This is a genomic window from Grimontia sedimenti (assembly GCF_011045095.1).
GTDB lineage: Bacteria > Pseudomonadota > Gammaproteobacteria > Enterobacterales > Vibrionaceae > Enterovibrio > Enterovibrio sedimenti.
Map to the genome: position 1 here is coordinate 315,669 of NZ_JAALDL010000002.1, position 14,000 is coordinate 329,668.

Here is a 14,000-nt window from a genome sequence, read left to right on the forward strand (position 1 = left end):
GCCCACCTCCCCTATATCTGGAGTCTTAAAATCGCAGGCCTGTCTCATCAATCAAGCCTTAGATTTAAGTGGTGAGCCAAATGACTTCGGTTTAAATAGTGACAGTAAGTGGAGGCTCCGGAACCTCTAAGAAACAGGCAATCACTCGATAGAGTTCACCTTCTGCCACTGTGATTTTACCGTCAGACTCGATGGCTAACCGGCAAGCTTTTACAAACTTACGTCTATGTGGCGGTCTAAGTTGAAGCAACGTCTCTAACATCGCTCGATTCAATCGCCAGTTATTATTAGCATCTTGGAGTGTGGTTTCAGCGAAACCTAAAGACGTAAGCGCTGTATTGAAAGCGCGTTCTGCACCATCTTGCTCTGAATGAGTCACCCAAGCTAACTCCCGAAGTAACCAATGCACGCTGTCCTTTAGTTGTTTCAGGCTTTTGTTCTGGCGAGTTGTGCCAAAAGGACCAATGAGATGCTTTTCCACCAAGTTAATGACACACCATTCCGACAAGGAATAATGATCATCCGTTTTGGAAAGCTCTCGAAGCACTTCGCAGAGCCTGTTCTTTTGCCCATCACTCAAGGCTTTCAGCGCAGGAATCGCTAACTCTAAAAGAGGAAGCCTCAAATGAAGTGGTAGATGGTAGTCCAACCAAGGTAGCAGTGCGGCTTGAGAGACCATTGGGACGTGCCCTTTGATCATCTTGCGCTGTATGTCACTACCATCAAATATCAGCATCAAAGCAATAAAACGCGAACTGTATGGCTCACGAGCTATATCAACCAGTTCGTCAGGTAGTTGGCTAATGAGCTGTTTACCGATTTCGCTCATCTCAGTTGAAGTTGCAGCAGTTTCTTGTGGAGCAGAGCCGGTACTTGAAGCGAACCCACTGACTTGTTCATTCCCAAACGCAGATACTTTTTGCTGGCTGTGAGCAAAACTTCCGTCCCAGTTTGGTTCGATACGACGAATACGCTCTTCGAGTGGAGGGTGCGTGGCAAAGAATCCAGTGAAACCGGACAGTTGACTCTGCCCAAACATCATATGACTCATTTGGTTACTTGCTTTGGCATTCAAACCAGATCCAGACGAGTGCCCGCCTATCTTCTTAAGCGCACCGGCGATTCCGTGGTCATTGCGGGTAAACTGAACAGCGCTGGCATCTGCTAAGAACTCGCGTTGACGTGAAATCGCGGCTTTGATCATGGACCCAAACAAGGTGCCAACCCAACCCAGTATCAAGCAAACAATCGCAATTAGCATGATCACTGCAAAAGCTTTACCCGAATCTGAAGAGCTTCTCGATGAGGATCTTGCATGGTGCGTATTGTCTAAAACCAAGTGACCCAAATGCGCAATACATGTGATACCAAACAATACGCCAATCAAGCGTGTATTTAAGCGCATATCTCCATTCAAAACGTGGCTAAACTCATGCGCGATAACACCTTGAAGTTCATCACGGGTGAAGTTATCTAGCGCACCTTGTGTCACCCCAATAACGGCATCATCAATACTCATTCCGGCGGCAAAGGCATTAATACCGCGCTCGTCCGCTAAAAGATAGACAGGAGGAACAGGAATACCCGAAGCGATTGCCATCTCTTCGACAACGTTCAGTAGCTGCCTATGTTTGGCATTTGTCGTATTCGAAGAAATGAGCTTCCCACCAATACTCTCTGCGACACCATGCCCCCCGTGTGAAGACAGCTCATAAAGCCGAATCATGGAGCTGACTGCTACGACCAATATGACGCCTGCAAAGCAAAATAAGGCATAGATAATCGCGGTTCGTTCGTCAAAGGGCTCCCCAGTCACCGAATAATAGATGCCAATGGATAACACGCTGACTAGGCCAGTGATGATTAATACTGCTAAGGAAAACAGAAACACCAAAAGCCCGGTACGTCGCCGCGCGGTATCTTGATGATCATAGAAATTCATTAGAACTCTACCTTTGGCGCTTCTTGGATTGCTTCACTGTCCGCAAATTCCAGCAATTTGCCATCCTGGAAACCAAACATATTCGCAAACAACACTGGAGGGAAAGTTTGCTTGTAGGTGTTGTAAGTGGTGACAGCGTCGTTAAATGCTTGGCGAGCAAAGGCGACCTTGTTTTCTGTACTGGTGAGCTCTTCCTGCAGCTGACTCATGGTTTCGTTGGCTTTTAGCTCTGGGTAAGCTTCGACAACCACATTCAACTTACCTAACGCGTTTTGTAACATGCCCTCGGCTTGAGCCAGTTGGCTAATTGCAGCATCACTGTCTGGCGCGTCACTTGCCGCTTTCAAGCCAGAGATTGCTTGATTACGCGCCTGAATCACACGTTCGAAGGTCTCTTTTTCATGTTCCATGTAGCCTTTCGCGGTGCTCACAAGATTCGGAATAAGGTCGTAGCGGCGTTTTAGCTGAACCTCAATTTGAGCAAAACTGTTTTTAAAACGATTACGCAGTGTCACGAGCTTGTTGTAAATGCTAACTATGAGCACTGCGACAACCAAAATAATAACGATAGAAACAATAAGTGAAGTCATAACAAGTTCCGTTTTGTTAATGTGTAGAGAATTTATCTATATATGAAGCAGAAAAAATACTGTTCGATCTGGATATTTGTTTGTCTTTTTCAACAAAGACTCAGCCAGACCCTCCGCAAGTTCAGCACGGTAAAATGGTAAGCCAATCGATGCCTCTGTGGTAATTCATGCATCACATTTGCGGCCAAGTGCCATTCCTAAACAGCTCAAACATAAACAAAATCAATCGGTATTTTTCGACAGCGAATTTCTCAAGCTCTCAATTCAACCAACAATGCCTGCATCTGGGGATTTCATCGCTCAGTCAAAAATCACATTGCCAATGAAAGTAACGCGAGGGGAATGACAATCACAGAGAAGTGCAAAATGTTGAACCACTTATCACGGTTCTGTGCGCGCTTGAACCCAACCACCGCCAGTAATGCATCTACCACAGGCATTTTGTATCGCGTGATCAATAAAACAATCTGCAACACGATGCCTGAGATAAAGATATATTTCGCTGCCACACCATAAGGCGTCGCCCACATCGCATTCAGGCTTTCAACTACACCCTGCTCTACCGCCATATCACTTTTTCCCTGTTTGTTTGGCTGATTATCTATTGGGCATCCTGCCCTGCTGAGCCACGCATAGCTCACTTTTGATTGTCAAAAAAGACTCATCAGACTATAGCGTGGATGTAAAGCGGGATGCGTGTCAGTTTTGTGGAAAAAGCAAAGATAGATAGAAGGTTAAAGCGCTCTGTGCTCGAAGCCATCATGATTTTTGGTAGTCGGCTTCTTCTCACTTTTGTCGATAACTTCGTCTCTTCTGAAAGGTCATTAAACAAGTTAGAAAGAGAACCATCTCTGTCACCATTCCCGATAAAAGTAGACTTATCAGTCTGAACACGTATGATCTCGGGTAATGTTTAATAGAAACAAACTAAATGTTTGTTTATAAAAGATTTAATTATGGTCAGAGAAGCAACACTTACTCCATACAGTAGATGGGCCAAGCCTTTGGTGTCAGAAGTGGCCGAAGTGATCAACCTATTAAAAGACAGCGGCTACGATTCCAATCAATTGGTTAGCGTAACAGGCATCCAGCAAAAGAACATTAATGCATGGACGGCGCGTTATAAGAACGAACCTGACAACGTTTCAACCATCCCTTACCCATGCTGGTGCTTCTTGTGCGCGCTCGCTGGTAAGCCGAATATCCAAAGCGCCGGTGAAGTGATTGAAGTTAACGTAAGAAGAGTGCTTTCTTATTTTAAACCGACGGCTTTCAGGCCTAATGACAAGTTTGTGTGCCCCACCAGTGAGCAGTTCAGTAATTTGATTGATAACGACAATTACGAAGCGCTGACCACTGAAAAGCTGTCAGAGGTGTTTAATTGGAATGCCAATAACTTTGCGCGCGGCATTGATGACGGCTCATTGCCGTTCCTGAACTGGAGCCTGATCGTCATGAGCATGGGCATCGATATTCAAAAGATGATCCTAAAAGAGCTGCAAGGTCCAGTCTCCCTCGACGAATGTGATTGAGCCTCGGCCAACGATTCAATCACCGCAAAAACAAAAAGGCGCTATCAAACCCTCGTTTGATAGCGCCTTTTTGTTTAGGACATCATAAGCCCAGCAATCACATTTGGCTTACGGTCAGGTTTCGCGCTTAGTCGATGTCGCAATCCGTACAGCTTTGCAGCGCGACTTCATGTTCAAACACGGCTTTATCACTGCCGTCAGCAAGAAGCTCTGCGATTTCATCTTCAACTTCTTGCTCATCTTCCGCTTTAACTTGATTCGCGAGTTCTTCTTCCGAGTAGCCAAAGAAGTTCAGCAGCAAGTAATCACGCGCTTCTTCTTTTGTGCAAGTCACGTTTACTGAAAGATCAGGTTCAACCTTGCCTTGCGCTATAATCGCTGCGATTTGAGCGACAACATCGTCTTTCATCGCTAAGGTTAACCAACCAAGATCAGTGCTTACTGTGGTGTTTTTGCAGTTAAAACAAGGCAGTTGGTGAAAGTAATATTGAAAATCAGTCATGGTCATTTTTCTTCCCGTGTTTTGTCGCACGATTATGATCATTTTCTGGCAAAATACTACTTGTATATACCCAAACGACCTGAAGATGCTCGTATTCAGGTTGTTTGGATACATCCCAATTAATAAGGCCAATCACAATGTCTAATGTCGTTCAGTTTTCTCAGTTCGGTGGTAATAAGAAGGCTAAAAATTCCCCATCAGCCAATTCCCCTAGTCCGAAAGAATTAAGGGAACAGGCGGCATTGAAACAAGAGAATCAATGCTACTTCTGCGGCACGCGTAAAGAACCCAAAGACTTGCACTGGCTTAATCAGGTTGGCTTTAAGCCGAAGACCCATGTTGTCTGCGGTACATGCAGCTCTGAGGCAAAATCGCATTCAATGGATGAACTGCGGATCATCCTTGCGCTGAAGGCCATGGACTTCAGAACCATTAAAATGAAACAGTACCTTGAGTTAAGGGAAAAAGGCGTTCGCATAGACGGTGTCAGTGAATACAAGTTTCACTTTGAAACGCTTGAGTGATGATGACCAAAAACAAAAGGGAGCCAATCGGCTCCCTTCCCTATTCCAAATGACCAACCGTTCCTAACGCTGCAACACCCTTTCAATCTCACTCAGGCTGGATGGGTCATCAATCGTCGAAGGCACCACATACTGCTCACCATCGGCGATTTGGCGCATGGTTCTGCGCAGAATTTTACCGGAACGTGTTTTCGGCAATCTGTCGACAACCAAGGCCAGTTTGAAACAAGCCACTGCACCGATTTCTTCCCTTACTTTGGCGACAAGTTCTCCAGCCAATTGGTCTGAAGCTATGTCGACGCCGTCTTTCAGCACCACAAAGCCGACGGGAAGCTGCCCTTTTAGCTCGTCGTGAATACCGATAACCGCGCATTCAGCTACAGCAGGATGTGCACCGACAATCTCTTCCATTTCTCCGGTTGAGAGGCGGTGCCCGGCGACGTTTATCACATCATCAATGCGACCCATGATGAAGAGATAGCCCTCTTCATCTAAATAGCCACCATCGCCAGAGACATAGTAACCGGGGAATTGACTCAGATAGCCCGTTTCGAAACGGTCATGATTGCGCCATACCGTCGGTAAGCAACTTGGTGGTAATGGGCGTTTCAGTGCCACATACCCTTGCTGGTTGGCTTGAAGGCTATTGCCAAGCGCATCCAGTATTTCGACTTGATAGCCCGGTGTTGGCTTGGTCGATGAACCCGCTTTAACTGGCATCACCTCAATACCCATTGGGTCACAAGCAATCGCCCAGCCTGTCTCGGTTTGCCACCAATGGTCAATTACCGGTTTTCCGGTTTTTTCGACCACCCAATCGTAGGTCGGAGGGTCGAGCCTTTCACCTGCCATAAAGATGGATTTCAGCGAACTTAAATCGTACTCATTGACGTAGTTCCCTTCCGGATCTTCTTTCTTGATGGCGCGAAAAGCCGTCGGTGCAGAGAAAAGCACATTCACCGCATAGTCTTGGCATACACGCCAAAAGGCACCTGGGTCCGGCGTTCGAACAGGCTTACCTTCGAACAGTATGGTGGTACACCCATGAATAAGCGGCGCGTAGACAATGTAGGAATGCCCCACTACCCAGCCGACATCAGACGCTGCCCAGAACACGCCTTCTTGCGGCATGTCGTACACAGCTTTCATAGAGTATTTCATGGCGACTGCATGGCCGCCGTTGTCACGTACCACCCCTTTGGGTTTGCCCGTGGTACCTGAGGTATAAAGGATATAAAGCGGATCGGTGGCAAGCACAGGAACGCAGTCATGGGGCTGCGCCGCTTCATAGGCGGTTTGCCAATCCACATCGCGTTCTTGGTCTAACGTTGCAGCACTCTCTGGACGTTGTAACACCACCACTTTTTCAGGCTTCCAGCGGCTGTCCATGATGGCTTTGTCGACCAGAGGTTTATAGGGAATCACTTTGCTGACTTCGATACCGCAAGAGGCCGTCATCAGCACTTTTGGCTCTGCATCTTCAATGCGAACCGCCAGTTCGTTAGGTGCAAATCCACCAAACACCACAGAGTGAATCGCGCCCAGTCTTGCACAAGCCAGCATCGCCATGGCGGCTTCCGGCACCATCGGCATGTAAATCACTACGCGGTCGCCTTTCTCAACGCCCATTCCGGCGAGCATACCCGCGATTTTTGCCACTTGGTCACGCAGTTCAAAGTAGCTATAGGCTTGTCTTTTCGCAGTGACTGGAGAGTCGTAGATCAGCGCGGTTTTATCGCCACGCCCGTTTTCACAATGGTAATCCAAGGCCAGCCAGGCGGTGTTCATCACACCATCCGAGAACCAACGCTCAATGCCATTTTCGTCGTTGGCCAGAATGGTTTCCGGCTTTTCAAACCAGTCCAGTTGTTCTGCTTGCTCACGCCAGAAGGCTTCTGGTTCGGTTTGCGCTTTCAAGTACTCCTGTTGATAGCCAGACATATTGATTCCTCCAAAATGTCTTTCTGAACGCGTTAGCTTTCGCCGCGCTTGTTCGCTTCTAGAACGCTGGAAGGCACATGAACACGTCCCTCCATCAAAATGCGGGCGCTGCGGCTCATGATCGCCTTTTCAACCCACCAGCCTTCGGGCTTAAGATGTGCCTTCGCGCCCACCTTTAAGGTGCCGGAGGGGTGACCAAACACCACGTTTTCCCTTTCTCCACCACCTGCCGCCAAATTGACGATAGTGCCCGGCACACAGGCAGCAGCCGCGACGGCCACCGCGGCGGTTCCCATCATGGCGTGGTGCAATTTCCCCATCGACAAGGCGCGAACGAGCACATCGATATCGGCGGCCTCCACCATTTTCCCGCTGGAACTCAGGTAGCTTTTAGGCGGGGAAACGAACGCAATCTTCGGTGTGTGCTGGCGGGTTTGGGCATCTTCCACGGTTTGGTTTAAACCCATTTGGATAGCGCCATAAGCGCGGATTTTTTCAAATCGCCCCAGAGCTTCCGCGTCATTATTAATCGCCTCTTGCAGCTCTGTACCTTCATAGCCAATCTCAGACGCATCAAGGAAGATGGTCGGAATACCCGCATTGATAAATGAGGCTCGGAACGAGCCGATTTCCGGCACTTCCAACGTGTCGATAAGGTTGCCCGTCGGGAACAGCGAACGCGGTGCGCCCGCAGGATGAAGAAACTCCACCGGCACTTCTGCGGCAGGAAAGGTCACGCCATCGAGTTCGAAATCGCCCGACTCGTCTACTTCCCCGTCGCGCATTGGCACGTCAACCACCAAGGTTTTACCGATATTGGCTTGCCAGATACGCACCGAAATAACACCGTTGTCGACCATGCGCTCTTTGGCAATCAAACCTGCATGCACCGCGAATGGCCCGACCGCTGCTGAAAGGTTGCCGCAGTTGCCGCTCCAATCGACGAAGGGTTTATCAATCGCGACCTGACCAAACAGGTAATCGACATCGTGATCGTCGCGGCTGCTTTTGGACACAATCACTGTTTTGCTGGTGCTGGACGTTGCGCCGCCCATGCCATCAATCTGTTTGCTGTAAGGATCCGGGCTGCCAATCACCCGCATCAGAATGGCATCTCGCACCGCGCCCGGCGATTGCGCTTCAACAGGCAAATCTGTCATCCTGAAGAAGACGCCTTTGCTGGTGCCACCTCGCATGTAGGTGGCAGGAATTTTCAAATTTTTACTCATGCTCACCACCTATTGCGCCAGGAAATCTTGCGCGAAGCGTTGAAGCACCCCACCCGCTTGATAGACCTTCACTTCATCTTCGGTATCAAGACGGCAGGTCACAACGACATCAAGCTTTTCACCATTGGCTCGGGTGATAACCAAAGCCAAATCCGCGCCGGGTTTGATCTCCCCTACTACGTCATAAAGCTCAGTACCATCAATCCCCAAGGTGTTACGGTTAACACCCGTTTTAAACTGCAAAGGCAGCACACCCATGCCGACCAAATTGGTGCGGTGAATGCGCTCGAAGCCTTCTGCTGCTATCGCTTCAACACCCGCCAAACGAACGCCTTTCGCCGCCCAGTCACGTGAAGAGCCCTGCCCGTAATCTGCGCCCGCAATAATGATGAGCGGTTGTTTACGCTCCATGTAGGTTTCAATCGCTTCCCACATGCGAGTGACGCTACTTTCTGGCTCAACGCGCGCCAACGATCCTTGCACCACTTCGCCGTTTTCCTTCACCATTTCATTGAGCAATTTCGGGTTAGCAAAGGTTGCACGTTGAGCAGTCAGGTGATCGCCTCGGTGCGTCGCATAAGAGTTGAAATCGACAGGTTCCAAGCCCATTTTCGCCAGATATTCGCCCGCTGCGCTGGATGGCAGAATGGCATTGGAAGGCGATAGGTGGTCAGTGGTGATGTTGTCGCCCAACACCGCCAGTGGACGCATGCCTTTCAACGTGCGCTCACCTGCCAATGCGCCTTCCCAATATGGCGGTCTGCGAATGTAGGTACTCATAGGACGCCAGTCGTAAAGCGGATCGCTCAGGCTTGCGCTCTCATCTTGCTGGAACATTTCGACGTAAATACGCTGGAATTGTTCTGGCTTGACGGACTTGCCCACCACCTCGTCAATTTCTGCATCGGTCGGCCACAAATCGTTGAGGTAAATCGGCTTGCCATTGGTATCAGTGCCTAACGCATCACGTTCGATATCAAAGCGCATGGTGCCGGCAATGGCGTAAGCAACAACCAACGGCGGCGAAGCCAAAAACGCTTGTTTGGCATGCGGATGGATTCGGCCATCAAAGTTACGGTTACCGGAAAGTACCGCTGTCGCATACAAGTCGCGTTCTATGATTTCCTTTTCGATAGCTGGGTCTAACGCACCGCTCATGCCGTTACAGGTGGTACAGGCATACGCCACTATGCCAAAGCCCAACTGTTCCAATTCAGACAACAGCCCTGCTTCTTCCAGATACAGCTTCGCCACTTTCGAACCTGGGGCGAAGGAGGTTTTCACCCAAGGTTGTCGAACCAAGCCAAGTTCATTCGCTTTTTTCGCCACCAAACCAGCGGCGACCACATTGCGCGGGTTACTGGTATTGGTGCAGGACGTGATAGCAGCGATGATGACTGCGCCATCCGGCATGCTGCCTTCTGAGTCTGCTGGCGGCTGTGCTGACGCAATGCCGCGCTCAGCGAGTTCACTGGTTGGCAAACGACGATGTGGGTTTGAAGGGCCTGCCATGTTACGTGTCACACTGGAAAGGTCGAACTCTAGAATCCGCTCATAGCGTGCGCTTTCCAAATCATCTGCCCACAAGCCAACGGTTTTGGCATAGGTCTCGACCAAGGCGACTTGCTCAGGCTCGCGGCCTGTCAGCTTGAGGTAGTTGATGGTCTGTTCATCTATATAGAACATCGCGGCGGTTGCGCCGTATTCTGGCGTCATGTTGGAGATGGTCGCCCTGTCTCCTATAGTCAGTGCACGTGCGCCTTCGCCAAAGAATTCCAGATAGCTCGACACCACGCGCTCGTTACGAAGAAACTCGGTGAGTGCCAACACGATGTCGGTGGCAGTAATGCCTTCCTGACGTTTGCCTACCAACTTCACGCCGACGATGTCCGGCAGTCGCATCATGGAAGGTCGACCAAGCATGACTGTTTCCGCTTCAAGGCCACCGACGCCAATCGCGATGACGCCCAAGGCATCAACGTGCGGGGTATGGCTGTCTGTGCCGACACAAGTATCGGGGAAGGCGACGCCCTGTTGGCTTTGGATAACCGGTGACATCTTTTCCAAATTGATTTGGTGCATGATGCCGTTGCCCGCAGGGATTACGCTGACGTTTTTAAAGGCGGTTTTACACCACTCGATAAAGTGAAAGCGATCTTCATTGCGGCGCTCTTCAATGGCGCGGTTCTTTTCAAAGGCATCGGGTTCAAAACCCGCATGTTCGACGGCCAGTGAATGGTCAACAATCAGTTGGGTTTCCACCACGGGATTGACCCGTGAAGGGTCCCCGCCCTGATCTGCAATGGCATCACGAAGACCTGCCAAATCCACTAATGCGGTTTGCCCAAGAATGTCGTGACACACCACGCGTGCGGGATACCAAGGAAAATCCAATTCCTTTTTGCCTTCCACAATTTGGGTCAGGCAGGCTTGTAAATCCGCCGGATTACAGCGGCGCACCAGTTGTTCTGCCAATACACGCGAGGTATACGGCAGGGTGTCGTAAGCGTCCGGCTTGATGTCATTAACGGCTGCGCGAACATCGAAATAGTCGATTCCGGTTTGCGCGAGCGGCCTTCGGTATTGGGTATTGTTTTGCGTCATCGTCTGTTCCCTATTTACGCCCATTAACGCTGCTCAATCGGCAACCAATCACGGGATTCTGGCCCGGTATAATCGGCGCTTGGACGAATGATGCGGTTGTTTTCGCGCTGCTCAAATACGTGTGCCGCCCAGCCAGTTAAACGGCTCATCACAAAAATCGGTGTGAACAATTTGGTGGGAATATCCATAAAGTGATAGGCAGAGGCGTGGAAAAATCCGCATTACAGAACAAGCCTTTCTCGCGCTTCATGACGGCTTCAACACGTTCTGATACGGCATAAAGGTGGGTATCGCCGACCGCTTCAGAAAGTTCTTCTGACCAGCGTTTGATGAGCGCATTGCGCGGGTCACTTTCACGGTAAATCGCATGACCGAAGCCCATGATTTTGTCTTTGTTTTCCAACATGCGCAGAATGTTCTGCTCAGCTTCATCGGGCGTTTGCCAGTTTTCAATCATCTCCATAGCCGCCTCGTTTGCCCCACCATGCAGAGGACCTCGCAAGGTGCCGATGGCCGCAGTAATACAGGAGTGCAGGTCAGACAGCGTTGACGCACACACACGCGCCGCGAAAGTAGAGGCATTAAACTCGTGCTCAGCGTAAAGGATCAGTGAACAGTGCATCACTTGCTTGTGCAGGTTACTCGGTGCTTTGCCTGTCAGCATTTTCAGGAAGTAACCGCCGGTGCAATCTTCACTGGTGTCTTCGGTATCAATACGCACACCGTCGTGGCTGAAGCGATACCAGTAACAAATGATGGCCGGGAACAGTGCCAGCATGCGCTCGGTGGCGTTCAACTGTTCAGAGAAATCCTGCTCTTGCTCTAGATTCCCCAGAACCGAACAGCCAGTGCGCATCACATCCATGGGGTGCGCTGAAGCGGGAATGAGTTCCAAAGCCTGCTTCAGCTCTGTCGGCAAACCGCGCAGACTCACCAGACGCGTTTTGTAATCGTCGAGTTCTTTTTGATTGGGCAGATGACCACGCAATAACAAATGCGCGACTTCTTCAAACTGCGCGTTGTTCGCCAGATCGGTAATGTCATAGCCACGGTAAGTCAGCCCTGTGCCTGATTTTCCAACAGTACATAGCGCTGTTGTACCTGCACTTTGACCACGTAGCCCTGCTCCACTTAGCTCTTTGTTTGGCATGTTGAACTCCTTTTCAGTTCGCGGTTGCCCTCTGTCGGGGCGTTATTGACGAACGGTTTCACGTATTGGATTTAGTTTTTGTATTCAAGCGTGAGTCTCAGCAAGCGCTTGTTAACGGGTGTTCTTTTTAATCATCACGATTTGTCTTGTGCGAACAGATCGTCCAGTTTGTTTTCGTAGTCGTGATAGTTGAGGTAGTCGTAGAGCTCGGCGCGGGTTTGCATTGAATCGACCAAGGCCTCTTGGTTGCCCTCTTCGAGCAGGTGGCGATAGACGTTTTCCGCCGCTTTGTTCATTGCCCTGAACGCACTCAGCGGGTAAAGCACCATGTCGACGTCCACTCCGGCCAATTCTTCACAGGCATACAATGGGGTTTGACCGAACTCAGTGATGTTGGCGAGGATGGGCACAGGTTTGCCAATCGCACTGCGAAGCGCGCTTGAGAATTGCTGGTATTGTTCCAGCTTGTTCATCGCTTCCGGGAAAATCATGTCAGCACCCGCTTCGATACAAGCAATCGCGCGTTCGATGGCGCTGTCCATGCCTTCCACAGCCAGCGCATCAGTGCGTGCCATGATGACGAACTGATCATCAGTACGGGCATCGACGGCGGCTTTTACGCGATCGACCATTTCCTGCTGGCTAACAATCGCCTTGTTCGGGCGATGACCACAGCGTTTTTGTGCCACCTGATCTTCCATGTGCACCGCTGCTGCGCCTGCTTTCTCCATCGCTTTGATGGTGCGGGCGATATTGAATGCGCCGCCGAATCCGGTATCGATATCTACCAGCAAGGGTAAATCGCAGGCATTCGTGATGCGTTCGACATCGACCATCACATCATTCAGCGTGGTGATGCCTAGATCAGGCAGACCGTAACTTGCGTTGGCGATACCACCACCAGAGAGATAAATGGCTTGATGGCCGAGACGTTGTGCCATCATGGCGCAGTAAGGATTGATGGTGCCGACAATTTGCAGTGGGTTGTTCTGCTCAACGGCTTGTCGGAATTTGGCTCCAGGGGAGAGTGTCATAGTCAGGTCCTTCTAATCTTTTAAGATTTGTTGTTCGATTGCCTTTCGGCTGCCCGCGATATGGCGACGCATTGCCAGCTCTGCAAGCTCTTCGTCTCGGTTGCGGATCGCGTGCAAAATAAACTTGTGCTCTTCTAACGCATGATTGGGTCTGGATTGAGTCTTGGGCGATTGGTAGCGGTACATGCGAAGCAGGTGATAAAGCTCGCCGCAGAGTAAGTTGATCAGCTTTTGATTGCGGCTCGCCATGATCACCCGGTAGTGAAAATCAAAGTCGCCATATTGATGGAAGTAAGATGCGCCCTCGACTTCGTCGATATGTCTGGAGTGCTTAGTGAGCAAATCTTCTATGCCCTGAAGCTCATCCTGCTTGATGTTTCTGGCTGCCAGTCGCGCCGCCATGCCTTCCAACGCTTCACGCACTGCATACAACTCAACGAGCTTCTCTGGCGTTAAGGTAATGACACGCGCCCCAACATGGGGAATACGCTCAATCAGCCCCAGCCCTTCCAAGCGCATAATGGCTTCGCGCAGCGGCCCACGGCTGCATTCATAACGGCGGGCGAGTTCTGGTTCAGAGATTTTGCTTCCCGACGCGATTTCACCGGAGACGATGGCCTCGACCAGCAAGGCTGTCAGATTTTCCGACTTGGTGTTTTCTTTCGATGTGGGACTCACGCTTTCCAGCGTCTCGCTTAATGCGTTGTTTTCGCTCATTGTGTTCCTTGTCCAATGGCTGTGTTGACGGTTTTTGTCGTGGTTTCCTCCAACACTTTCATAAGCATTTGTGGAGGAAATTGAGGCATCGATACAACCCCAACATTGTCTACAATTTAATCTTATGGACATACTTTAGACATTAAAAAGGGATTAGATCAAGAGGATTGTCGACAATTAAGACCAAGGTATAAGGTAATCAATAAGGAAGTTAAAGAAGCGTTAAGAAGTGATA

At 50.0% G+C, this 14,000-nt stretch carries 11 protein-coding genes and 1 pseudogene; 2 read left to right on the plus strand and 10 right to left on the minus strand.

Translation table 11 applies throughout. The annotated features are described in order from the left end of the window. Positions 1-91: 91 nt before the first annotated feature. From G5S52_RS04240 to G5S52_RS04250, 3 genes are all read right to left on the minus strand, one after another. Positions 92-1,942, minus strand: coding sequence for a M48 family metallopeptidase (locus G5S52_RS04240; RefSeq protein ID WP_165011926.1), 1,851 nt, complete (start codon positions 1,940-1,942; stop codon positions 92-94). Then, the gene (locus G5S52_RS04245; protein WP_165011927.1) at positions 1,942-2,532 is read right to left on the minus strand and encodes a LemA family protein; all 591 of its coding nucleotides are present in this window, start codon (positions 2,530-2,532) and stop codon (positions 1,942-1,944) included. Before G5S52_RS04245 ends, G5S52_RS04240 begins: the two co-directional genes overlap by 1 nt. A 311-nt stretch (positions 2,533-2,843) precedes the next feature. Beyond that, positions 2,844-3,101 (minus strand): hypothetical protein, encoded by a 258-nt coding sequence (locus G5S52_RS04250; RefSeq protein WP_165011928.1) that lies wholly within the window; start codon positions 3,099-3,101, stop codon positions 2,844-2,846. A 387-nt stretch (positions 3,102-3,488) separates the two neighbouring features. Here G5S52_RS04250 and G5S52_RS04255 point away from each other — a divergent pair, with 387 nt between their 5' ends. Further along, positions 3,489-4,064: a hypothetical protein gene (locus G5S52_RS04255; protein ID WP_165011929.1), complete on the plus strand. Its 576-nt coding sequence runs from the start codon at positions 3,489-3,491 to the stop codon at positions 4,062-4,064. Between the two features lie 127 nt (positions 4,065-4,191). Here G5S52_RS04255 and G5S52_RS04260 read toward each other — a convergent pair whose 3' ends face one another. Next, the gene (locus G5S52_RS04260; protein ID WP_165011930.1) at positions 4,192-4,566 is read right to left on the minus strand and encodes a hypothetical protein; all 375 of its coding nucleotides are present in this window, start codon (positions 4,564-4,566) and stop codon (positions 4,192-4,194) included. A gap of 137 nt (positions 4,567-4,703) precedes the next feature. Here G5S52_RS04260 and G5S52_RS04265 point away from each other — a divergent pair, with 137 nt between their 5' ends. Then, positions 4,704-5,090 (plus strand): hypothetical protein, encoded by a 387-nt coding sequence (locus tag G5S52_RS04265; protein WP_165011931.1) that lies wholly within the window; start codon positions 4,704-4,706, stop codon positions 5,088-5,090. Positions 5,091-5,153: 63 nt separating this feature from the next. Here G5S52_RS04265 and G5S52_RS04270 read toward each other — a convergent pair whose 3' ends face one another. The 6 genes and pseudogenes from G5S52_RS04270 to G5S52_RS04295 all read right to left on the minus strand — a co-directional run bounded on the left by G5S52_RS04270 (position 5,154) and on the right by G5S52_RS04295 (position 13,765). Continuing rightward, positions 5,154-7,031, minus strand: coding sequence for a propionyl-CoA synthetase (locus G5S52_RS04270; RefSeq protein ID WP_165011932.1), 1,878 nt, complete (start codon positions 7,029-7,031; stop codon positions 5,154-5,156). A gap of 32 nt (positions 7,032-7,063) precedes the next feature. Beyond that, positions 7,064-8,260 carry a 2-methylaconitate cis-trans isomerase PrpF gene (gene prpF, locus G5S52_RS04275; RefSeq protein WP_165011933.1) on the minus strand — a complete coding sequence of 399 codons (1,197 nt, stop codon included), beginning with the start codon at positions 8,258-8,260 and terminating at the stop codon, positions 7,064-7,066. Positions 8,261-8,269: 9 nt separating this feature from the next. Then, on the minus strand, positions 8,270-10,864 hold the full coding sequence (gene acnD / locus G5S52_RS04280) for a Fe/S-dependent 2-methylisocitrate dehydratase AcnD (protein WP_165011934.1): 2,595 nt from the start codon (positions 10,862-10,864) through the stop codon (positions 8,270-8,272). A gap of 23 nt (positions 10,865-10,887) precedes the next feature. Further along, positions 10,888-12,014, minus strand: a pseudogene (gene prpC / locus G5S52_RS04285) (bifunctional 2-methylcitrate synthase/citrate synthase). Between the two features lie 134 nt (positions 12,015-12,148). After that, positions 12,149-13,048: a methylisocitrate lyase gene (gene prpB, locus G5S52_RS04290; protein WP_165011935.1), complete on the minus strand. Its 900-nt coding sequence runs from the start codon at positions 13,046-13,048 to the stop codon at positions 12,149-12,151. Between the two features lie 12 nt (positions 13,049-13,060). Beyond that, positions 13,061-13,765 (minus strand): GntR family transcriptional regulator, encoded by a 705-nt coding sequence (locus tag G5S52_RS04295; protein WP_062714379.1) that lies wholly within the window; start codon positions 13,763-13,765, stop codon positions 13,061-13,063. Between the last annotated feature and the right edge of the window lie 235 nt (positions 13,766-14,000).

What these genes read in the sequence shown, in the direction of transcription:
- prpB (WP_165011935.1), bottom strand. Translation starts at nt 13,048, where the DNA reads ATGACACTCTCCCCTGGAGCCAAATTCCGACAAGCCGTTGAGCAGAAC.
- G5S52_RS04295 (WP_062714379.1), bottom strand. Translation starts at nt 13,765, where the DNA reads ATGAGCGAAAACAACGCATTAAGCGAGACGCTGGAAAGCGTGAGTCCC.
- G5S52_RS04265 (WP_165011931.1), top strand. Translation starts at nt 4,704, where the DNA reads ATGTCTAATGTCGTTCAGTTTTCTCAGTTCGGTGGTAATAAGAAGGCT.
- prpF (WP_165011933.1), bottom strand. Translation starts at nt 8,260, where the DNA reads ATGAGTAAAAATTTGAAAATTCCTGCCACCTACATGCGAGGTGGCACC.
- G5S52_RS04270 (WP_165011932.1), bottom strand. Translation starts at nt 7,031, where the DNA reads ATGTCTGGCTATCAACAGGAGTACTTGAAAGCGCAAACCGAACCAGAA.
- G5S52_RS04250 (WP_165011928.1), bottom strand. Translation starts at nt 3,101, where the DNA reads ATGGCGGTAGAGCAGGGTGTAGTTGAAAGCCTGAATGCGATGTGGGCG.
- G5S52_RS04255 (WP_165011929.1), top strand. Translation starts at nt 3,489, where the DNA reads ATGGTCAGAGAAGCAACACTTACTCCATACAGTAGATGGGCCAAGCCT.
- G5S52_RS04245 (WP_165011927.1), bottom strand. Translation starts at nt 2,532, where the DNA reads ATGACTTCACTTATTGTTTCTATCGTTATTATTTTGGTTGTCGCAGTG.
- G5S52_RS04240 (WP_165011926.1), bottom strand. Translation starts at nt 1,942, where the DNA reads ATGAATTTCTATGATCATCAAGATACCGCGCGGCGACGTACCGGGCTT.
- G5S52_RS04260 (WP_165011930.1), bottom strand. Translation starts at nt 4,566, where the DNA reads ATGACTGATTTTCAATATTACTTTCACCAACTGCCTTGTTTTAACTGC.
- acnD (WP_165011934.1), bottom strand. Translation starts at nt 10,864, where the DNA reads ATGACGCAAAACAATACCCAATACCGAAGGCCGCTCGCGCAAACCGGA.